Here is a 20568-nt window from a genome sequence, read left to right on the forward strand (position 1 = left end):
AGCCCGGCGGTCGGGGGGGGGTTCCGGCCGCCCCTTTCGATCGAGGGGGAGAGATCCGGGGCGGCCGGAACGGCATCGGGGCCGGTCAGGCCTGGATCTGCTTGCGGCTGCCGCTGTGGCTGATCTCGATCTTGCGGGGCTTGGCCTTCTCGGCGACCGGGATCTTCAGGGTCAGCACGCCGGCGTCGTAGTCGGCGGTGATCCCGGCGGGGTCGAGGGTGTCGGAGAGCATGACCTGGCGGGAGAACACGCCGAGCGGGCGCTCGGACAGCTCCCACTTGATGCCCTCGCCTTCCTGGCGCGGGCGGCGTTCGGCCTTGACGGTCACCATGTTCCGCTCGACGTCGATGTCGATCGCCTCCGGGTCAACCCCCGGCAGGTCGAAGCAGATCACGTACTCGTCGCCGGCCCGGTAGGCGTCCAGCGGCATCGGCGTCGGACGCGACCAGGTGCCGGTCGTGTTGAGGAACTGCTGGGTCAGCCGGTCCAGCTCGCGGAACGGGTCAGTGCGCAGCAGCATTGCGAAACACCTCCACTGATCGAATGGGTGCCAGTGCGCTTCACCTGACTCCTTTCTAGCGCGTCATCCATCCGATGACAAGCTGCCATGTCGCCTATAGAGTGACTACATGAGCGAGAAGTCCCGCAGAGCCGCCCCCGACGCCTCCCCGCCGGTCGAGCCCGCCTCGTTCCTGGCAGCCGCGGCGGCGCTGGCCGCCATCGACGACGCCGTCCGCACCGCCCAGAACCCCGCGTCCCAGCCCCCGACCACCCCTGCCGAGCCCAGTGGCCCCGAGCAGGCCCTGGCCGCACTCGTGCTGCTGCGCGAGCTGCGCGGCCAGCTCGCCGGCTGGGAAGCCGGCCTGGTGGAGAGCGCCCGGGAGGCTGGCGCCACCTGGGCCGACCTCGCCCGGCCCATGGGCGTCGCCAGCCGCCAGGCCGCCGAGAACCGCTACCTGCGCCTCAAGCCCGCCGGTGGGGGCAGGACGCAGGCCGCCACCGGCGCGGAACGCGTCAAGGCCGTCCGCGACCGGCGGGCCGCCGACCGGACGGTCACCGCCTGGGCCCGCGACAACGCCGCCGAGCTGCGGGTCCTCGCCGCCCAGATCACCACGACCGCACTCGCCCCCGGCGCCCGCCCCGCCCAGGCCGCGCTGACCGCCGCCCTCGGCGCCACCGACCCCGCCGACCTCATAGAGCCCCTCGCCGCCGTCCGCCCCCACCTCGGCACCGGCCAGGGCGACCTCGCCACCCGCCTCGACACCCTCATCCACCACACCACCCAGCTCCGCAATGACAGCGACCGACGCCGCATCTGACCCTCTCGCCGCCTCCACCGCCGCCGCCGAAAGGCGCTGGCAGGACCTCCTGGACCGGGTCCACGACCTCGAAGCACGAGTAGCCGCCACCACGAGCACCGCCACCGCCGCCCTCGACCACCACCTCGCCCGGCTCGACGCCCTGCGCCGCCGGCTCGCCCACCCCGACTGGCCGTTGCCCGCCCCCGATCCGGGCAGCCCCCGGACCACACGGGCGGACAACCGGCCGACCTGACCGGGCCGGAAGCCACCGCAGACGTCCGGCCCGGCACCCGTGCCCCACCGGCGCGCCCGGGGGCCGGTCGGCGCTGGTGGTCTCCGGCGGCGTACCGGCTCCGGGCGGCCCCGATGTCCGTCACAGCCTGCCGGATCCGGGGCGATGCCCACTTGACGTTCGCCCGGTCGCATTCCTCCTCCTCGCGAGGAGGTCGAAGAGCAGGGTGGCCAGGCCCGCCCGGTTCAGGGCGCTCGCCACAAAGCGGTTGCGCGGGCTGTGCCGGCTGCTGCCACTGCCGTGGGCGAAGAGCACGGTCCCCGCAGCTCCCTCGGGCAGGGCCAGTTGCCCGCCGAGCCGGATCCCGCGCGCCTCCACGACCACCTCCGGATCGGCGACCGGCGGCGAACCGCCCGGACCACCCCGCCTACACCATGGGCCGCGCCGCCGAGATGACCGGCACCACCCCCGGCTTCCCGCGCTCCCTCGGCGAGCAGGGCCTCATCACACCATTGCGCTCGGCGGGCGGACACCGCCGCTACTCCCGCTACCAACTACGGATCGCCATGCGCGCCCGCGACCTCGTCGACCAGGGCACCGCCATCGACGCCGCCTGCCGCATCATCATCCTCGAAGACCAACTCGAAGAAGCCCTGCGCATCAACGAACAACTGCGCCACTCCCAGGCCGGCCAGGAACCCCCCGCCGACACCTGACCCGCCCACCAGGGCAACGAGACCGACCCGCGGCAGGCGACAGCCGCGCACCGCCGGCCACCCCCGAGACGAATCCCCCGCTCCGGCGCACCGGCCGACCGTTGCCCGCCGGGGTCAGAGCCGCAGGGCCCGGTCGACCAGTGGCTCCGCGGCTCCGAGGTAGTCCTCTGGGCGGCACAGCGCTGCCAGTGCCTCCGGAGTGAACACGTCCTTCAGTTCGGGAAGTTCGGCGAGTACCTCGGCGAGTTCACGGCCCGTGGTCGCGGCGGTCGCGGCGGCCCTGGAGGACAGGGATCGGGCGGCCGCACGACCGAGCAGGGGGGCGAGGACGGCGGAGACGCGTTCGGAGACGATCTGACTGCTGGTCAGTGCGAGGTTCGCCGCCATCCGTTCGGGCCGTACCTGCAGTCCCTCGGCGAGTTCCACCGCGGTGTGCGCGGCGCCGCCGGTCAGCCGGAGTGCCTCTCGCAGCAGCTGCCACTCGGCGTGCCAGACGCCGCCGGAGCGTTCGTCCTCGGTGATCAGGCACTGCGTCAGACCGGTGGCGATGACCGGGACCTGGAGTGCGGCACTGCGGATCAGGGTGGAGTGCACCGGGTTCTGCTTGTGCGGCATGGCGGAGGAGGCTCCGCGTCCGGCCACCGGCCGCTCGCCGACCTCGCCGATCTCGGTCCGCGTCAGGACCTGCACGTCGACCGCCATCTTCCCGAGTGCCCCGGCCGTGAACGCGAGCGCGGCGGCCAGGTCGGCGATGGGGGTCCGCAGCGCGTGCCAGGGCAGGACCGGCCGGGCCAGCCCGGTCTCGGCGGCGAAGGCGTCGACCAGGCGGTCGAGGTAGCCGGCCGGGTCGTCGTCGGTGGCGGGGTCGGCGGCGCGGGCGTTCTCCAGGTATCCGGCCAGTGTGCCGGCCGCGCCGCCCAACGAGACCGGCAGGCCGGTCCGCTCGACCAGCGCCAGCCGGTGGTCGGCGTCCAGCACCGACTGCCGCCATCCGGCGGCTTTCAGGCCGAAGGTGGTGGGCACGGCCTGGAGGGCGAGGGTGCGCCCGGCCATCGGGGTGGACCGGTGGGCCTCGGCCAGTGCGGCGAGCGCTTCGGCCACCCGGTCCAGGTCCGCCCGGATGATCCGCAGGGCGCGGGCCGCGACCAGCATCGCCCCGGTGTCCAGGATGTCCTGGCTGGTCGAGCCGGAGTGGACGTACTCCGCCGCCTCGGGGTACCGGGCTGCCACCAACTCGGTCAGGGCCCGGACCAGGCCGACCACGGGGTTGGCGGTCTCCCGGGAGGCCAGTGCGAGCGCACGTACGTCGAAGTTCTCGACCCGGGCGAGAGCGGTGATGGCCCCGGCCGCCGATGCCGGCACCACTCCGAGTCCGGCCTGTGTCCGCGCCAGCGCCGCTTCGGCGTCCAGCATCGCCTGGAGCCAGGCCCGGTCGCCGACCGCGCCTTCGATCGGGGTGCCGGCCCGGACCGGCGAGAGCAGACCGGTGTCCGCCTCCGCCTCGGATGGCACGGTCTCAAGCATCACGCGCTGGCTCCTGTCCTGTTGGCTTCCTGGTGCCCCACGGGCCGGAGCGAAAGTATGGCGCGTGCGATCGCATCCGAGTCGCCCAGGGTCACGGAGTCCACCCCGGGACGGATGCCGGCCGCCGTGACCCAGTGGACGCCTTCGGTGGGAACCCCGTAGGCGAACCGGCGCGGGTGCGCGTTCCCTTCGGCGTCGACCACCCGGTACGGGCGGGCGGTCACGTGCAGTCCCCCTGTCTCATGCCCTCCGGTCTCGTCACCGCCGGCGCCCGGCGTCCGGTAGGGGGCGATCCGGCCGCAGTCCAGCAGGTGCCGCAGCAGCGGGTCGGCGGTCCGGCGCACGTCCGGTTCGGGGAGCCTGGCCTCGATCAGCACCGTGGCCAGGACCGGCGGCCCCGGCACCCGGCCGGAACGGGCGACGAAGGCGCGGCGGTCGGCGTCGACGCTCACCGTGGTTCCGGGGCCGGTGAGTTCGAGCACGCCCGCCTCGATCAGCGCGATCATCTGCTCGATCCGGGCGGCCGGCGGACCGATCGACAGAAACGCGTTGAGCGGGGTGTACCAGCGCTCCAGGTCCTCGCGGTGCGAGTCGCCGGCCAGGCCGCCGTGGTCCACCGCGAGCCGGATCTCGTTGCGCAGGTCGCGCAGGACGTCCAGCGCGGCCTTCAGCGGGCCCCGGAGGTTGCCGGCGCGGGCCTCCCGCAGGTCCTGTGACAGGTACTCCAGCAGCCAGGACCGGAACTCCGCCCGGTCGCCGAACTCCCGGCCCACACACGGTTGGGCCAGGCGTTCCCAGTCCCAGTGGTCCGCCCGGTCGATGCCGTACGCATGCAGAAGTTCGGCCCGCCGCTCCGGCCGTTCGGCAGCCAGGTAGAGCTCGGTGAACGGCACCCGGTCGGCCTGGCGGTCTCGGACGTCCAGCAGCGCGCCGTAGTACACGCTCTCGACCTCGCGGGCGATCAGCGGCCACAGGTCGCGACGGAAGTCGAGCGGGGTGCCCTGACGGCGAAGGGCGCTGACGAACTCGACCGAGAGCAGTCTCGGGACGTACCGCCCGTAGGCGCCCTTCTGGTTCTCGCCACGAGCCTGGTACGGCACACCGCGCCGCGAACTCGCGTACAGCACAGGCTCCTTGCCGGAGGCCCGGTACACCAGCCGGCCGTCGCGGGGGGTGAACGTGCCGCCCCGGCCCTCGGTCAGCAGCGCCAGGTGGTCGAAGAAGTTCAGCCCGAGGCCGCGCAGCAGAACACGTTCTCCCGGCCGGATGGCACTCAGGTCGGCGTCGGCAGGATTGCCCGGCGGCAGGTAGCGGAGCCCCGATGCCGCCGCGGTGTCGGCGAGTTGCTGTTCCCCAGGGCCCAGTAAGGCCGGCAGGTGCCCCGTGGCCAGCACCACGGCGTCCAGTGCGTCGACCGTGCTGCCGTCCGCCAGCCGGACCTGCTGTGACCCCTCTCCGGTGAGGGCGACGGCCCGGGAGCGGTGCACCCGGACCGTGACATGCTGCGGCGCTCGCTCGACCAGGCGCTGGAACACAGCCCGCAGGTACGCGCCGTAGAACGCACGGGTGGGGTAGGAGTCGGGGCCCAGCGCGGCCGCCTCGGCCAGCACATCGACCTCGGCCCCGTACGGCGAACGGGCCCACTCGTACAGGCTCGGCCCGGGCTCGACCGGGCCGTCGATCCGTACGCTGCCGTCGGTGAACACGGTGACTTGGGACGCCACGGTGTTCATCAGCAGGTGCCGCGACTGGTCGGTGCGCCAGACCCTGCCCGCCCCGGGCGGGTCGGGGTCGATCAGGTGCACGGTCAGGGGACGCGGGGAGGGGTTGACCCGCTCGTTGGCACAGAGCCGTTCCAGTACGGACAGACTGCGGGGGCCCGCGCCTATCAGGGCCACTCGCATGCGGGTCTCCGTCATGACCGGCGCCACCACGCCCGGCCGGGCAGTACGGCATGGCCCGCCCTGGGGGCGGTGCGGCGAGCGCCCCCGGCCCCCGCCCCACCCCGGTGTTCCCACCAGGTGACGAGCATCCCGTCCGCGCGGCCGGTGCGGTGCGCTCCGAGACCTACCGACCGGCTTGGGCGCACTTCCGGCTCCATCGGAGCCGTGCGGATGTTCCCCACCGGGCTCCCTCCTGTCCTTGTGCATCTTCTGCGGAAACGTGCAGGGTGCGGGTGGGGAATGTACTTTCGACTACATCCGGCCTGGATGATCGGCATCATGCCCAGCGTTCGGCGCCAGAGTCAACGCACCGTGAACTTCCTGGCGCAAAAGGGTATTTGACGTGCACGGACGATACGGGGCCGTCGAGCGGCGGCCGACGGGAGTGAAGTCGGCACGCCGGATGCGGCGACGCGGCGGATGCGGTGCCTCCGTGCGTGCGCAAGGCGGCCGCGGCGAGGGCGGTCCCGGCACTGGTGTCCGTCGGCCCGCACGGACTCGTCGCCGCGCCGGCACGGGAACCGGGCATCGCCCTGTACCGGGGCACCCGGCTGGAAGTCGCAGCCGGTCGGCGTCACGTTGGACGCGGTCACCGCCGAAGGCGCCGATCTCGGCGCGCACCCAGCGCAGCGCCGCCTGTTGGTCGGTCAGTCCGAAGGTTCCGGAACCGGGTAGGCGGCGTTCCACGATCGCCTGTCGCCAGCCCCGTCGCGTCCGCACGTGGACGGACTTTCATTGGGCGACAAATCCACAACTGATCGGATTTGATCGTAACCGCTCCCACAGGGCAGGCTCGGTGTCGCACAGTGGCGGATCCGCCACGGTCCGGCACGGAGGGAGCCGCATGTCCGGAACCGAGAACAGCAAACCGACTGCACATGTCGTTGTCGGGCACACCCCGCAGGACGGTTTCGTCGCCGTCCAACTCAATCCGCCCCCAGCGGAATACGTGTGGCACGACCAGCGGGCCGAGCACCACCGGGAACGGTTCGGGCCGGGTAACGGCTACCAGCAGTGGCTCGCCGTCGACGCCGCCACCGGTGCCGTTTGGTTCGGGGACACCGACTGGCGAACCCAGGACGAGGGCACCGCCCCCTGGCTTCCGGGGCACCGCCGGGCCACGGCCGGCGATGGCGCTCTGCCTTCCCCGGCCGTGTTCGCGCTCCTGCTCACCCACCGCACTGTCGACGAGCAGGGCGCCGATACCTGGCGCTTCTTCAGCACGGAGGAGCTCTACACACTGGTCCGACGGATCCTGCCCATGGTCCAGCGGGTGATCGACTCGCTGCATCGTGTGGGCCCGGCCGGGGATCTGGAGTGGTCCGCCGAGGCTGCCACGGCCTGGACCGACCTCGAACAGGCCTGCCTCTACACGCTCGATGCGACGGGCACGGTGGCCTGGTCCGAACCCCGCATGAGCCCGGTTCCCGGATGGCGGATAGAAGTGGCGGACTTCCTCGCCCGGAATCCGGAGCTGTGCGATCCGGATTGGGCGACGGCTACCGACGCCGAGCTGGACGCCTACGCCACTTACGAACCCGATTCCGGTTACGGCGGCGTTCCGGGACGCATGTGCGCTCCGGCGGGCGTCCGGATCGAGGAGGGCTACACCTTCTACGGTCACCGTGCGGCTCTGTACGCCTACCGCGCGGCCGCTTGCGGCGACCGCGCCCCGGTCGAAGCCGGGCTCTGGCTGCGGACCAGCGATGCCGGACGGAGCAGTTGGGAGGGCGCGAAGGTCGTGGGAGCGAGTCTCGCCGACGCCCCTGACTGCGTGTTGGACCACCTCGTCGAGACGTTTCGCAGCGCTGCGGCCGACGACGGTGTGGTCCTCACCGGCCTGGCGGCCTACCTGCGGCAACAGCGGGCCGAGGAAAGGGCGGCGGTCGATGACACCCTTGCCGCCACCGGGGAGGAGCTGAAGCGCTTGGAGGAGTTGCTCAAGGAGGTCCGCCTGGTCCGGAACACCGTCCTGACCCGGGTCCTCAGCTGGACCGACGGGCGGGAGGACGAGGTGATCGCCCGTCTCGCGGCGATGTCCCCCGTCGCCGTGGCCGAGTGGCGGGAGCGGCTCACCGCCGACCGGAGTGTCCGAGCGGAGGCGTGAGAGGTTGCCCGGAGGGCTCCGCAGGCGGGCCGGCCCTCCGGGGCCGAAGTCGTCGAGGCGTTGCCCCGCCTCATGAGAGGGCGGCCAGTGCCTGCGCGGCGAGCATCCGTTCCAGGGCCAGGAGGGCGCGCGGGGCGTGCCTGGTGTCGATGCGGACCGTGTAGATGAAGCGCGTCAGCTCCGGATCGGCGAGGGGGCGCGCGACGACCTGGGTGCTACCCGGGGGGAGGGCCAGGCGCGGCATGACGGCGACGCACAGGCCGGCGGCCACGAAGCCGAGCACGGTGTTGAAGTCGTCGCCGTCGTATTCCAGGCGGGCCTGGAAGCCCGGGGTCTTGGCCATCTGAGCGAGCAGTTCCAGGCGCAACGCGGCCTCCGGAGCCGCGATCCACGTCTCGGACGCGAGGCCGGCCAGGTCGATGACGTCCCGGTCGGCGAGGTGGTGGTCGGCCGGGACCACCGCCACGACCGGGTCCCGTGCGACCAGCGTTCGGCGCAGCGCCCGGGGCGGCGGCATCGGGATGAAGTCGTAGTCGTAACTGAGGGCCAGATCCATGTCTCCCCGCTTGAGCCGGTTGTAGCCGGCCTCGGGCTCCACTTGGGAGAGGCTGACCTCCACATCGGGATAGGTCGCGTGAAGCTCTGCCAGCGCCTGCGGGACGATGCCGGCGGCGGCGGAGGCGAAGGCGCCGAGCCTGATCCGTCCGGCAGTGCCCGCACGCATGGCGTCCAGTTCCACGGACGCCGCCGCCAGTGCGCTTCGGACACGCTGTTCGGCGTCGAGGAGGACCATGCCGGCCGGGGTGGCGCGTACGGGGCGGCGCTCGATCAGGATGAGACCGGCGCGGCGTTCGAGTTCGGCGATCTGTTGCGAGACGGCGGGCGCGCTGTAGCCCAACTCGCGTGCGGCGGCGTTGAAGGAGCGGTGGCGGACCACGGCTTCGAGGGTGGCGAGCAACCGGGGGTCGAGTCTCTGCACGGAGTTAAGGCCCACTTATCTGTCGCGAAGATGTCTTTTCTTGTGCTTAAGCATGAACGGCAGCAGGATTCTTGCTCGCGGCCTGAATGCGCAAGACCCCGCCCCCGGGTCCGCGACCCACCACCTCCCTCGTCGGGCGCGTTCGTGCGCCCGCGGCGCCGTGCACCCCCTCTTCCGCAGCACTCCTGACCCGCGTCCGTCGGGCGGGTGGGCTGCGGAGGAGACGGCCGTCGGCGATCGACTCCCGCCCCTGAAAGGAAGTGGTATGCCCAGGCCACTCATCGGACTGACCACCTACCTCGCCGACGCCCAGTGGGGGGAGTGGAAGCTGCCCGCCGCGCTGCTGCCCGCGGCGTACGTCAGCTGTCTCCAGGCGGCGGGCGGCCGCGTGGTCCTGCTGCCGCCGGACGCGCCGGAAGCCGCGGCCGATGTCGTCGCGCGCCTGGACGCGATCGTCCTGACCAGCGGCGAGGACGTGGATCCCGCACTGTACGGGGCGCAGCCGCATCCGTGCACGGGACCGCCGGCCCGCGAGCGCGACCAGTGGGAGTGGGCTGTGCTGGCCGAGGCTCTCGCGCGTGACGTACCGGTGCTCGGAGTGTGCCGGGGAATGCAGTTGATGAACGTGCATGCCGGCGGCACCCTGATCCAGCACCTCCCCGAAACGGTGGGTCACCACGGGCACAACCTGCACGGCGGCCACTTCTCCCCCCATGCCGTCACCACGGTGCCGGGGACGCGGATCGGCGCACTCATTCCGGGGACCCGCCAGGTCGCCACGCACCACCATCAGGCGGTGGACTCCCTCGGGGCCGGCTTGATCGTGGGCGCCCGCACGGCGGACGGCACCGTCGAGGCGATCGAGAGCACCCGGCACCGCTTCGCGGTCGGCGTGCAGTGGCACCCCGAAGTGGCTTTCGATTCGGCCGTGGTGCACGCCCTGGTGGCCGCCGCCAGGTCGGCCCCGAACCCCGCTCCGGGTCCCATCGCCGAGAGCAAGGTGCGCATCCGACGGGGTACACCGGAGGTCACTCCGTCGACCCCGGCGTCCTGACACCTGGCCCACCTGCTCGACCGGATGGAGCCGGAGACCGACACCACCGCGTGGGTCGCCCTGGACACCGTGTTCCACCCGGCGGTGGCCGAGGCCTCCGGCAACCCGGTGTTCCGCCGGGTGACCGAGGAGATCCGTGACGCACTGGCGCGTCAGTCGACCCTCCTCGACGAACTCGGCGGTCGGCGCGAGCAGTCCGACTGCGAGCACCGGGCGATCGTCGAGGCCCTGATCGACGGTTCCGAGCCCGACGCCGTCGAGGCGATGTCCCACCACCTCCACCGCGTGGAGGCCACCCTCACCGACATCGTGCGCCCCCAGCGCGCGGACACCTCAAGAGAAGGCAGAGCCGAGGCGTGAGCGAGCAGTTCCTCAATGACGAGAAGCGCCCCACGACCCGTCACGTCGACGCCGGCGACACCGGCTACAGCAAGTCCCTGAAAGCCCGGCACGTCAACATGATCGCCATCGGCGGTGCCATCGGCACCGGGCTGTTCCTCGGCGCGGGCGGACGGCTCGCCGATGCCGGGCCCTCCCTGTTCGTCGCGTACGCCATCTGCGGCGTCTTCGCGTTCCTCGTCGTGCGAGCGCTCGGCGAGTTGGTCCTGTACCGCCCGTCCTCCGGCGCCTTCGTGTCGTACGCCCGGGAGTTCCTGGGGGAGAAGGGCGCGTACACCGCCGGCTGGATGTACTTCCTCAACTGGGCGACCACCGGCATCGCCGACATCACCGCCGTCGCCACGTACACCCACTACTGGCACCTGTTCTCCGACGTCCCGCAGTGGGTGATCGCGCTCATAGCCCTGGCCGTGGTCCTCACCGTGAACCTCATCTCGGTGCGGATCTTCGGCGAACTGGAGTTCTGGTTCGCCATCGTCAAGGTCAGCGCCCTGGTCGTCTTCATGGGAATCGGGATCTTCCTGCTCGTCACCCAGCACCCGGTCGACGGCGTCGTACCCGGTCCGTCCCTGATCGCCGACAACGGTGGGATCTTTCCCAGCGGCCTGCTGCCGATGCTGCTGATCATCCAGGGCGTCGTCTTCGCCTACGCCTCCGTCGAACTGGTCGGCGTGACGGCCGGGGAGACCGAGAACCCCGAGAAGATCATGCCGAAGGCGATCAACTCGATCATGTGGCGCGTGGGCCTGTTCTACGTCGGCTCGGTCGTGCTGCTGTCGATGCTGATGCCGTGGAACAAGTACACCTCCGGCCAGAGTCCCTTCGTGACGGTGCTCTCCCACATCGGTGTCCCGGCGGCGGGCAGTGTGATGAACCTGGTCGTCCTCACCGCGGCGATGTCCTCGCTCAACTCCGGCCTCTACTCCACCGGCCGCATCCTGCGCTCCATGGCCGTCAACGGATCGGCCCCACGTTTCACCGCACGGATGAGCCGCACCCAGGTGCCCTACGGCGGCATCCTGCTCACCAGCGGCATGTGCGTCCTCGGTGTCGGCCTCAACTTCGTGGTCCCCGCCGACGCGTTCGAGATCGTGCTCAACCTCGCGGCCATCGGCATCATCTCCACCTGGGGCATGATCATGGTCTGCCACCTCCTGTTCTGGCGGAAGACCACGGCCGGCGAACTGACCCGCCCCGGCTACCGCCTGCCCGGCTCGCCCTGGACCGAACTCGTGACGCTGGCCTTCCTCGCTGCCGTCCTGGTCCTCATGTACGCCGACGGCGGCGCCGGACGCACCACCGTGCTGTGCGTACCGCTCATCGCTGCGGCACTCGTCGCCGGCTGGTACGCGATCCGCGGGCGCATCGCACGCGCCGCCGCCGGAGCCGACGACTGAACCCGGGCGGCCCGGGGGACCCCGCGCGGTCCGCTCCGTGGAACTGGCGGCGGAGTCCGGCGTCCGCGCGCTGGTGTGCGACCACACCGACCCCCGAGCACTCACGGCCCTCCTGTCCGATCTGCCGGACCGGATCGACGTCCTCGTGAACAACGCGGGTGGCAACACCGACTTCGACGCCGACGGAGCCACGGACCTGGCCGCATACGCCCGGGACTTCCGCGCCAACCTGGACGCGAACCTGGTGAGTGCCGCCCTGACCACGAGGGCACTGCACGAACGGCTCGCTCCCGGTGGCGCGGTCGTCCACATCGGCTCGATCGCCGCCGACCAGGGAGCCGGCTCCTACGGGGCCGCCAAGGCGGGGCTCGCCGCCTGGAACCTGGATCTGACCCGCGAGCTCGGGCCGCGCGGCATCACCGCGAACATCGTCTCGCCCGGCTACATCGCCGACACGGAGTTCTTCCGCGACCGCCTCCCGGAAGCCCGCCGCACCGCCCTCGTCGCGGCCACGGCGACCGGCCGCGCCGGCGCCCCCGCGGACGTCGCCGCCGCGGTCGCCTTCCTCGCCTCCCCCGGGGCCCGTCACATCACGGGCCAGGTGCTGCACGTCAACGGGGGCGCACACAGCACCCGCTGACCGGAGCGGGACACCCGAAGGGGAACGCGACGGTGTCGGGCACCACGACACCGTCGCGTCCTCCGGGCCGTCTGGGCCGGAGGCCGGCTACCCGCGCCGGGTGGGCGGGGGCGGGCAGCCTCTCACGTACCGACCCTGTCGCCGGTCGTCGCCGCAGTGGCACGGCTTCGGGAGAGGGACCTCTGCAGGAGGGCGCCGACCAGCACGATGAGCCCCGCGTTGACGAGCTGCAGCAGGTCGAGCACCGCCGCGGGGATGACGTCGTTCAGGAACAGGTTGAGCGTGAGCGGCAGGGAGCCGTTGACGACCAGGCCGACACCGACGATGCCCAGCAGGCGCCCCACGCCGAGCGCCGGTTCCCGGTGCTTGAGGAACACGTTGCCGACCCAGACCGAGGCCGGCAGGAACATCACGACCGAGGTCAGCATGCCCGGGTTGTACGTTCCGGTGACGAGGGTCGGGACGATGTGGAAGCAGCAGTTGACGACGACGAGGCTGTAGAACGCGAAACCCATCATCACGTACCGGCGGGCGAACAGGGCGCAGAGCACCGCCACGACCCAGGTCAGCCCGATGTTGACGAAGAGGTAGAACTCCGTCGGGATCGCGCAGTCGGGATAGGCGCCCTGGCCGAGCGTGGTGCACAGCGATTCGGGGAAGGCGTGCCGGGCGCCGTTGGCGGCGATGCCGTACTCCTCGAAGATGTGGACCAGGTACATCACGACGGCGAGCCAGGCCAGCCAGACGGGATCCTTCCACCGGGAGAGGACGCGGTCGCCGCGCAGCGCGTCGGTCGCCAGGAGGAGGACCGTGAGCACGACGGCGGCACCGAGGCCGATCCAGGGGAACTCCAGATCGAAAGTGGAGAACATGCCGTGAGACACCTTTCAGGGGTCTGGGTCAGGACCGGCCGTTCGGGGCGGTCCGTCGCTGCGGCTGACCCGGGGCAGGCTGCGCCCTGGGTCGGCACAGCCGAGGCGGGCGGGCGGCCGAGGCCCTTCGTCTCGGCGGCACGCCGGGTCAGAGAATCGGGAGGATGAACCCCAGGCAGTCGGCGATGTGACTCGCCGGCCGTGTCTCGTCCGAACCGCTCCACTCGATGAGTGCCGTGTCGACGGCTGTGGCGACGAGTGCGGCCAGGCAGGACAGTTCACCCTCGGTGTAGGCCGTTCTCGAGTTGGCCTCGATGAAGGCCCTGATGACCTGGGCGAGGGGGTCTCGCCCATAGGCTCGTTTCACCTGCAAGCCGGGGTTGTCCCGTACGAGCCGAAGCCGTGTTCGAAGAACGCTCAGCTCGCTCTCCGGAAGGGCCAGGGCCACCTCGATGGATGCCTTGAGCCTTGCCGAGACCGAGCCCCGCTCCGGGGACCGTTCGAGCTGCGCGGAGAGCCGGCGGGAAAGGTCGTCGAGTCCCTCCCAGACGATCTGCTGTTTCGTGGGGTAGAAGCGGGCCAGGCTGGACCGGCTGATCCCTACGGCGGCCGCGATCTGCGCCGTACTGACCTCTTCGAACCCGAGTTCCTCGAGAAGGGCCAGTGCGGCGTCCCGCACGCGGAAGCGGTCGATGTGAGCCGGCCGTCCCCTGGGAGCGGTCTGAGTCAAGGTTCCCTCCAGATTATAGAACAACGCCCCAAAATTCTAGCCTCTCGCGGCGGCGACACGGCGGGCGGAGCCGGCGGGGCACCTGCCGACGTCGGCCGCGGCCCGACGCTTCGGAGGCGCTCGCGCGCGGAAAAACCTTGCTCAGCTGCCCTTTGAGCAGATCTTCCGGCTCTCGGGGAAGCCGATCCCGCCATCCGCCTCGCCGGACCTCGAGCCCCACCGACAGCTCGCCCACGCCTCCCGAGACGCGGGGACCGCCACCTCTTCCCCATTATCGGACATCGTGCTAAAAATGCTTCCCCGGGGCCACGGCGGACACCGCTCCGCATCCGCGGCCCGCGTCGCCGGAGCTCTGCCCGAACGGAAGGCCCTGGCCCGCACTCCTCCGGCTCATCGACCGGGGCACCCCGATCCCACCCCACCGTGACGGCGAAGTGCCGCGCACAGGAGGGCTCCCGGCCACGTGATCGTCGGACGGGACATCACGCGCATCCCCCCGCGACCCCGATCCCCGGCAAAGCCATCGGCACCCGGCGGCTCGACGAAGCACGCCCACGACAGTCAGAAGGGACGGAGATGGACCATCTCATCGCGCACCTCGCTCACGTCGAAATCCTCACACCCACGCTCCAGGAGAGCGTCGCGTTCTTCCACGACCTCGTCGGCATGGAGGTCGTCCTCGAACACGACGACTCGGTCTTCCTCAGGACGTGGGGCAACTACCTCCCCTACGACCTGATCCTCACCCGGAGCCCCGCGACGGGCCTCGGCCACATCGGATGGCGGGCCAACAGCGCCGAAGCCCTCGACCTCGCGGCGCGCCGGCTCGGCCCGGACAACGGGGGCCTCGGCTGGCAGGAGCCGGCCCCTCGGCAGGGGAGGTCGTACCTCTTCGCCGGACCCAACGGGCAACAGCAGAAGATCTTCTGGGAGACCGAGCACTACCAGGCACCCCAGCACCTGGCCTCGCCACTGCCCACCCGCCCGCAGCGCACCACCGCCCGCGGAGTCGCCGCCCGCCACCTCGACCACGTGAACTTCCCCTCCGCCGACGTGCTCGGGGACGCGCGGTGGTACGAGAGGAACCTCGGCGTCTTCCTCACCGAATGGACGGAGGTGCCCGAGGACGGCCCCGCCATCTTCGCGACCCTGTCCACCGGCTCGGCATTCCAACTGGCCTTCCTGCGCGACGACTCCGGGCACCGGGGCCGGTTCCACCACTTCGCCCTGCAGGTCGACGAGCGCGCCGATGTCATCCGTGCCGCCGAGATCTTCCGCGAAGCCGGCGTCCCGATCGAATGGGGCCCGGGACGCCACGGGCACGGGGAGTCCTTCTCGGTCTACGTGCGCGAACCCGGAGGAATGCGCCTGGAGATCGTCTCCCCCGGCCTCCAGCGCATCGCCCCGGACCACAAGCCGGTCAAGTGGACTCCGGCCCAGGGATCCTCCGACTTCTACCTCAGCAACCCGATGCCGGAGGCTTTCCTCGAAGTCCTGCCGGCCGTCTCGACCACCGACCGACCAGCGTCCGCCATCGATGTGGCCGGACTCGGAAACCCTTGGGGCCACGCATGAGATTCGCCAACGTCAACGGCCGCTCCACACTCGTCACGACGAGCGGCACCGGCATCGACCTGGCCCGCGCCACCGGGGACGAGAGCCTCGCCGACCCGCGCACCGCGCTGTCCCGGTGGGAGGAGGTCACCGAGCGGGCGGCCGGGCTCGACCACGGCTCCCTCTCCCCCGCGGCGAACGTCACCTGGAGCGAGAACAACCTCCTCAGCCCTTCGCCGGCACCCGGGCAGATCCTGTGCATCGGCCTCAACTACATGAGTCACGCGGTCGAATCCGGCCTCGCCGTTCCCGAGCACCCGTTCGTGTTCGCGAAGTTCACGTCCTCCCTCGCGGCCCCGTTCGGAGCGGTCACGCTCGCCAACGACACCATCGACTGGGAGGCCGAGGTGGTCGTCGTGATCGGCAGGACCGCCCACCGGGTCCCCGAGTCCGAGGCGTGGAGCCATGTCGCGGGCATCACCGCCGGCCAGGACGTCTCCGACCGGTCGGTGCAGAACCGGCTGGGCGTGAACAGCCAGCCCACCCTGGGCAAGTCCCGCCCCGGGTACGGACCGGTCGGGCCGTTCATCGCCACACCGGACGAGTTCGACGACCGGGACGACATCACCGTCAGCTGCACCATCAACGGCGAGACCGTCCAGAGCGGGTCCACCAGGGACCTCATCTTCAGCATCCCGAAGGTGGTCTCCTACCTCTCCGACATCGTCGTGCTGCGGCCCGGCGACCTGATCTTCACCGGAACCCCCTCGGGGGTCGGCATCGGCCGTACGCCCCCGCGCTTCCTGAACGACGGAGACGTCCTCGAAACCAGCGTCGACGGGGTGGGGACCATGCGCCACGAGGTGCGCGCCCGGCACGCCGGCCCGGCCGGAACGAGGACCGCGAGCCAGCCGGGGAGCACGGAATGAACGAGGCACCGATCGACATGGACGTCTGCATCGTCGGATACGGCCCGGTGGGCCAGACGCTGGCGGCCCTGCTCGGGCGGAAGGGCTGGAGGGTCGGGGTGTACGAGCGCTGGGAACTGCCGTACCCGCTTCCCAGGGCCGGGCACGTCGACGACGAGATCGTCCGCATCCTCCAGTCCATCGGCGTCGCCGACCGGTTCGAGGCGCGGGCCGTCCCGGCCACCGAGTACGACTGGGTCGACGGCAACGGAGACCTCCTCTTCCAGATCGACTGGGGCAAGCCCACCACGTCGTCCTGGAGGTCCGACTACATCTTCTACCAGCCCGACCTCGAAGCCCTGCTGTCACAGGCGGCCGAAGCCCACGAGAACGTCTGCGTCCACCGCGGCTGGGAAGCGGTCGGCCTCGAACAACACGAGGACCGGGTGGAGATGACCTTCCGCGGCGGGACGCAGGACGGACAGCGGTGGGAGCCGAACGGCGCCACCACGACGGTCCGCGCCCGCTACGTCATCGGCGCCGACGGAGCCAACTCGTTCGTCCGCAAGGCGACCGGCATCACCTGGGACGACTTCGGATTCTCCGAGACGCTCTCCATCGTGGACGTCAGACTCCACGAACCGGACCGGGAGATCGCCATGCCCGCCTCCGGCCAGATGTGCGACCCCGAGCGTCCCGTCACCCTCTTCCGCTGGCTGGCCCGCGAACACGCCCGGTGGGAGTTCATGCTGATGCCGGGAGAAGACCCCGCCGAACTCGTCAGCGAGGCCGGCTGCTGGAGCAAGCTCGAACGCTGGGGCGTCACCCCCGAGAACGCGACGCTGATCCGCCGCACCCTCTACACCTTCCAGTCCCTGGTCGCCCACGACTTCGTCAGCGGCCGGGCCGTCCTGGCCGGCGACGCCGCGCACCTCATGCCGCCGTTCCTGGGGCAGGGCATGTGCTCGGGAATCCGCGACGCCGCCAACCTCGCCTGGAAACTGGACCTGGTCCTGAAGGGCGCCACCTCGGACGACCTCCTGGAGACCTACACCCGGGAGCGACGGGACCACGTCTGCGAGATCACCCGGATCGCGATCGCGCTGGGCGCCATCCTGTGCGAGACCGACCCGCAGAAGGCGGCCGAACGGGACGCCGAGATCCGTCGGCACGGACTGCCGCCCGTCCCCCCGCTTCCGGCCCTGACGGCGGGCTTCCTCGACAAGGCCGACGCCGGCTCCGGCACCCGCGGCCGGCTCGGAGTACAGGGCCTCGTCGTCCACGAGGACAAGGTCAAGCGGTTCGACGACGTGGCGGGATCGGGGTGGACACTGTTCTGCGCCGACCGTTCCCTCGCCGAGGACGCCCGCCGGATCTGTGACGCGGTCTCCGGCTTCCTCACGATCAACGTGGTCTACGTCTCCAAAGCCCCCGTGGAGTTCCCGGGCTCCTACGTCGACTTCGACGGCACGTACAACCGGTGGTTCGCCTCCTCGAACGCCCGGGCGATCCTCGTACGCCCGGACTTCTACACCTACGGACAGGCGAACACCTCCGCGGAGGTCGCCGACCTCCTCACCGTCATGATCAGCCGCCTGCGGAACCCCCTGGACGCCGCACCCAGCCTGTGCTGACGGCCGGGCAGTTCCAGGGGCCGTGTCCGCGACGTGTGCGGCCGCAGGTCCGACACCGGCCGGGCGGCTGCCGAGGGGCCGGACGGGTAGCCCGGCGACAGCACCTCCCCACCCTGGCCGGGCCGGGACCCCGGCCCGGCCCGGCCCGGGGCGGCAACGCGACGCCACGGGGCATCGCCGCTCCGACGGAGACATTCAGCCGCTCGCGCATGCGGACGACAACCTCGGCGAAGGCGCCGGGCACCATGAAAGGAAGTGGGCGGACAGATGGACAAAGTGGTCGCGTCAGCCGCGCAGGCCGTGGCGGACATCCCGGACGGGGCGTCCCTCGCGGTCGGCGGTTTCGGACTCAGCGGAGTGCCAACGGTCCTCATCGAGGCCCTCCACGACGCGGGCGTCACGGGCCTGGACGTGGTCTCCAACAACTGCGGGGCGATGGAGTCGGGCCTCGCGGTCCTGTTGGCGGCGGGCCGGATCGTCCGTGTCACCGGCAGCTACATCGGCGGCAACAAGGAGTTCGCCCGCCAGTACCTCGGCGGAGAGATAGAGCTCGAACTGATCCCGCAGGGAACGCTGGCCGAGCGGCTGCGCGCCGGCGGCTGCGGCATCCCCGCCTTCTACACCCCCGCCGGCGTCGGCACCCAGGTCGCCGACGGCGGACTGCCCTGGCGCTACGACGGCGCCGGCGGGGTGGCCGTGGCCTCCCCGGCCAAGGAGACCCGCGAGTTCGGGGGCACGGAACACGTCCTGGAGCACGGCATCACCACCGACTTCGCCCTGCTACGGGCGGCCAAGGGCGACCGGCACGGCAACCTGGTCTTCAACAAGTCCTCCCGCAACTTCAACCCCTTGGCGGCCATGGCCGGCCGGATCACGATCGCCGAGGTCGAGGAACTGGTCGAACCCGGCGGGATCGACCCCGACCAGGTCCACCTGCCGGGCATCTTCGTGCAGCGCGTGGTGGCGCTCACCCCGGAACAGGCCACCGACAAGAAAATCGAGAAGGTCACCGCCACGCCCAGGGAGGTGCGGGCCTGATGGCCTGGACACGCGACGAGGTGGCCGCACGCGCGGCCCGCGAGCTGCGCGACGGCGAGTACGTCAACCTCGGGATCGGCCTGCCGACGCTGATCCCCAACCACCTGCCCGACGGCGTCCACCTCGTGCTGGAGTCGGAGAACGGCATCCTCGGCACCGGCCGGTTCCCCTACGAGGACGAGGTGGACCCCGATCTGATCAACGCGGGCAAGGAGACGGTCACCGTGCTGCCCGGCGCCTCGTTCTTCGACTCCGCCCTGTCCTTCGGCATGATCCGCGGCGGACACATCGGCACCGCCGTGCTCGGCGCCATGCAGGTCTCCCAGCACGGCGACCTCGCCAACTGGGCCGTCCCCGGCAGGATGGTGACCGGCATCGGCGGAGCCATGGACCTGGTGCACGGCGCCCGACGGGTCATCGTCACCATGTCCCACACCGCCAAGGACGGCAGCCCGAAGATCGTCGAGGAGTGCGACCTGCCGCTCACCGGCAGGGCCTGCGTCGACCGGATCATCACCGACCTCGGCGTCCTGGACGTCACCGAGGGCGGCCTGGTCCTCGTCGAGACGGCGCCCGGCGTCACCACCGACGAGATCGCCCGCAGAACGGGCGCGAAGATCCGCTGACAGCGCACCCCACCCTCGTCGTCGGCACCGGCAGGACACGCGCCGAGGCGAAGCCCATCGCCACCCGGGCGCCGCGGTCCGGGCCGTACGGCAGGGCGGCCGACGACATCACCTACCCGTCCGTGGGCCTCCGGTCGGCGGTGGCCGGGCGGTCGGCGGTGGCCGGGCGGTCGGCGGTGGCCGGGCGGTCGGCGGCGGCGACGAGGTCGGCGAAGCCCAGGGGAGCGCCCGGCGCCCGGTCTGCCGCGGACGCGGTCGCCGGTGCCGTGTCGAGGCCGTCAAGGGCCAGGTCGAGGTGGCGGTGCAGGAGGTCGCCGTCGGCGTCGAGACGCTCCAGGCCGCCGGGCAGGGGACGGGAGAGGCGGATCGAGAGCAGGACGAGGTCGCCCATGCCCACGTCGTGGCGCAGCCGGCCCGAGCGGTGTGCGGCGTCGACCAGGGCCTGGACGGTGTCCACGGTCCTGGTGCGGACGCGGACGAGCTCCTCGTCGACGACGAGGCCTTCGAGCAGGACGGGGATGACCGCGCCCATCCGCAGGTCCGCCGCGCCGTGGACGAATCGGCGCAGGGCCTCGAAGGGGTCGCCGTCCGCCGCGGCGGCCGCCTCGGCCACGCCCTCCAGGCGGGTGAGCAGGTCGCCGGTGAGGTCCCGGACGAGTGCCTCACGGTCGGGGTAGCGCCGGTAGAGCGTGCCGGGCCCGATTCCGGCCCGGCGCACGATCAGGTCCAGCGGTGCGTCGAGGCCGTGCGTCAGGAAGACGTCACGGGCCGCGTCGAGGATCCGTCGCCTGCTGCGTGCCGCGTCCGCCCGCATCATGTACCGCCTTCCATCGCCCCACTGAACCGGAGAGTTCCTCTCCGCCTATATTATCGTCTTAGAAGCGGAGAAAAACTCTCCGTCTAAGGGTTCCATC

The 20568-nt window shown here is 71.4% G+C and carries 19 protein-coding genes and 2 pseudogenes; 13 read left to right on the plus strand and 8 right to left on the minus strand.

The features are described from left to right. Positions 1-85 precede the first annotated feature (85 nt). Positions 86-520, minus strand: a complete 435-nt coding sequence (locus tag ACIQ87_RS25670; protein WP_049649656.1) for an Hsp20/alpha crystallin family protein — start codon at positions 518-520, stop codon at positions 86-88. Between the two features lie 109 nt (positions 521-629). Between ACIQ87_RS25670 and ACIQ87_RS25675 the strand changes: the two genes are divergently transcribed. The 3 genes from ACIQ87_RS25675 to ACIQ87_RS25685 all read left to right on the plus strand — a co-directional run bounded on the left by ACIQ87_RS25675 (position 630) and on the right by ACIQ87_RS25685 (position 2249). Next, positions 630-1319 (plus strand): hypothetical protein, encoded by a 690-nt coding sequence (locus ACIQ87_RS25675; protein ID WP_402410458.1) that lies wholly within the window; start codon positions 630-632, stop codon positions 1317-1319. After that, positions 1294-1554, plus strand: a complete 261-nt coding sequence (locus ACIQ87_RS25680; protein ID WP_402410460.1) for a hypothetical protein — start codon at positions 1294-1296, stop codon at positions 1552-1554. Before ACIQ87_RS25675 ends, ACIQ87_RS25680 begins: the two co-directional genes overlap by 26 nt. Positions 1555-1967: 413 nt before the next feature. Then, positions 1968-2249 (plus strand): MerR family transcriptional regulator, encoded by a 282-nt coding sequence (locus ACIQ87_RS25685; RefSeq protein ID WP_402410462.1) that lies wholly within the window; start codon positions 1968-1970, stop codon positions 2247-2249. 114 nt (positions 2250-2363) lie between these two features. Here the strand turns inward: ACIQ87_RS25685 and pcaB are convergent, their stop codons facing one another. The 3 genes and pseudogenes from pcaB to ACIQ87_RS25700 all read right to left on the minus strand — a co-directional run. Next, positions 2364-3773 carry a 3-carboxy-cis,cis-muconate cycloisomerase gene (gene pcaB / locus ACIQ87_RS25690; protein WP_402410464.1) on the minus strand — a complete coding sequence of 470 codons (1410 nt, stop codon included), beginning with the start codon at positions 3771-3773 and terminating at the stop codon, positions 2364-2366. Then, positions 3773-5692: an FAD/NAD(P)-binding protein gene (locus tag ACIQ87_RS25695; protein ID WP_402410465.1), complete on the minus strand. Its 1920-nt coding sequence runs from the start codon at positions 5690-5692 to the stop codon at positions 3773-3775. The genes pcaB and ACIQ87_RS25695 overlap by 1 nt, the downstream gene beginning before the upstream one ends. A gap of 612 nt (positions 5693-6304) precedes the next feature. Then, positions 6305-6391: pseudogene (locus ACIQ87_RS25700) on the minus strand (carboxylesterase family protein); the annotation flags it as partial. Between the two features lie 169 nt (positions 6392-6560). Here ACIQ87_RS25700 and ACIQ87_RS25705 point away from each other — a divergent pair. Continuing rightward, a complete protein-coding gene (locus ACIQ87_RS25705; protein WP_402410467.1) occupies positions 6561-7823 on the plus strand; it encodes a hypothetical protein in 1263 nt (420 codons plus the stop codon). Between the two features lie 70 nt (positions 7824-7893). Here ACIQ87_RS25705 and ACIQ87_RS25710 read toward each other — a convergent pair whose 3' ends face one another. Then, positions 7894-8802 (minus strand): LysR substrate-binding domain-containing protein, encoded by a 909-nt coding sequence (locus ACIQ87_RS25710; RefSeq protein ID WP_402410469.1) that lies wholly within the window; start codon positions 8800-8802, stop codon positions 7894-7896. Positions 8803-9067: 265 nt separating this feature from the next. On the opposite strand from ACIQ87_RS25710, the gene ACIQ87_RS25715 reads away from it, so the two are divergent. The 4 genes and pseudogenes from ACIQ87_RS25715 (at position 9068) to ACIQ87_RS25730 (ending at position 12292) form a co-directional block, all read left to right on the plus strand. After that, positions 9068-9856: a gamma-glutamyl-gamma-aminobutyrate hydrolase family protein gene (locus tag ACIQ87_RS25715; RefSeq protein ID WP_402410471.1), complete on the plus strand. Its 789-nt coding sequence runs from the start codon at positions 9068-9070 to the stop codon at positions 9854-9856. Next, positions 9857-10216 (plus strand): annotated as a pseudogene (locus ACIQ87_RS25720) (FadR/GntR family transcriptional regulator); the annotation flags it as partial. Further along, entirely contained in the window at positions 10213-11652 is a 1440-nt protein-coding gene (locus ACIQ87_RS25725) for an amino acid permease (RefSeq protein WP_402410473.1), read from the plus strand. The pseudogene ACIQ87_RS25720 and the gene ACIQ87_RS25725, both read left to right, overlap by 4 nt. Then, positions 11579-12292 carry an SDR family NAD(P)-dependent oxidoreductase gene (locus ACIQ87_RS25730; protein ID WP_402410517.1) on the plus strand — a complete coding sequence of 238 codons (714 nt, stop codon included), beginning with the start codon at positions 11579-11581 and terminating at the stop codon, positions 12290-12292. The genes ACIQ87_RS25725 and ACIQ87_RS25730 overlap by 74 nt, the downstream gene beginning before the upstream one ends. Before the next feature lie 122 nt (positions 12293-12414). On the opposite strand, the gene ACIQ87_RS25735 is transcribed toward ACIQ87_RS25730, so the two are convergent. Together ACIQ87_RS25735 and ACIQ87_RS25740 are read right to left on the minus strand one after the other, a co-directional pair. Next, on the minus strand, positions 12415-13164 hold the full coding sequence (locus tag ACIQ87_RS25735; protein WP_402410475.1) for an HXXEE domain-containing protein: 750 nt from the start codon (positions 13162-13164) through the stop codon (positions 12415-12417). A gap of 148 nt (positions 13165-13312) precedes the next feature. Next, on the minus strand, positions 13313-13894 hold the full coding sequence (locus ACIQ87_RS25740; RefSeq protein ID WP_402410477.1) for a TetR/AcrR family transcriptional regulator: 582 nt from the start codon (positions 13892-13894) through the stop codon (positions 13313-13315). A 576-nt stretch (positions 13895-14470) separates the two neighbouring features. On the opposite strand from ACIQ87_RS25740, the gene ACIQ87_RS25745 reads away from it, so the two are divergent. The 5 genes from ACIQ87_RS25745 to ACIQ87_RS25765 all read left to right on the plus strand — a co-directional run bounded on the left by ACIQ87_RS25745 (position 14471) and on the right by ACIQ87_RS25765 (position 19654). After that, a complete protein-coding gene (locus ACIQ87_RS25745; RefSeq protein WP_402410479.1) occupies positions 14471-15469 on the plus strand; it encodes a VOC family protein in 999 nt (332 codons plus the stop codon). Beyond that, a complete protein-coding gene (locus tag ACIQ87_RS25750) occupies positions 15466-16377 on the plus strand; it encodes a fumarylacetoacetate hydrolase family protein (RefSeq protein ID WP_402410481.1) in 912 nt (303 codons plus the stop codon). Before ACIQ87_RS25745 ends, ACIQ87_RS25750 begins: the two co-directional genes overlap by 4 nt. Next, the gene (locus tag ACIQ87_RS25755; RefSeq protein WP_402410483.1) at positions 16374-17990 is read left to right on the plus strand and encodes a bifunctional 3-(3-hydroxy-phenyl)propionate/3-hydroxycinnamic acid hydroxylase; all 1617 of its coding nucleotides are present in this window, start codon (positions 16374-16376) and stop codon (positions 17988-17990) included. Before ACIQ87_RS25750 ends, ACIQ87_RS25755 begins: the two co-directional genes overlap by 4 nt. A gap of 267 nt (positions 17991-18257) precedes the next feature. Beyond that, on the plus strand, positions 18258-19028 hold the full coding sequence (locus ACIQ87_RS25760) for a CoA transferase subunit A (protein WP_402410485.1): 771 nt from the start codon (positions 18258-18260) through the stop codon (positions 19026-19028). Beyond that, complete coding sequence (locus tag ACIQ87_RS25765; protein WP_402410487.1) at positions 19028-19654, plus strand: CoA transferase subunit B; 627 nt, start codon at positions 19028-19030, stop codon at positions 19652-19654. The genes ACIQ87_RS25760 and ACIQ87_RS25765 overlap by 1 nt, the downstream gene beginning before the upstream one ends. Positions 19655-19766: 112 nt before the next feature. Here ACIQ87_RS25765 and ACIQ87_RS25770 read toward each other — a convergent pair whose 3' ends face one another. Continuing rightward, positions 19767-20471: a TetR/AcrR family transcriptional regulator gene (locus tag ACIQ87_RS25770; RefSeq protein ID WP_402410489.1), complete on the minus strand. Its 705-nt coding sequence runs from the start codon at positions 20469-20471 to the stop codon at positions 19767-19769. Between the last annotated feature and the right edge of the window lie 97 nt (positions 20472-20568).

Source organism: Kitasatospora sp. NPDC096204 (assembly GCF_044763205.1).
Taxonomy (GTDB): domain Bacteria; phylum Actinomycetota; class Actinomycetes; order Streptomycetales; family Streptomycetaceae; genus Kitasatospora.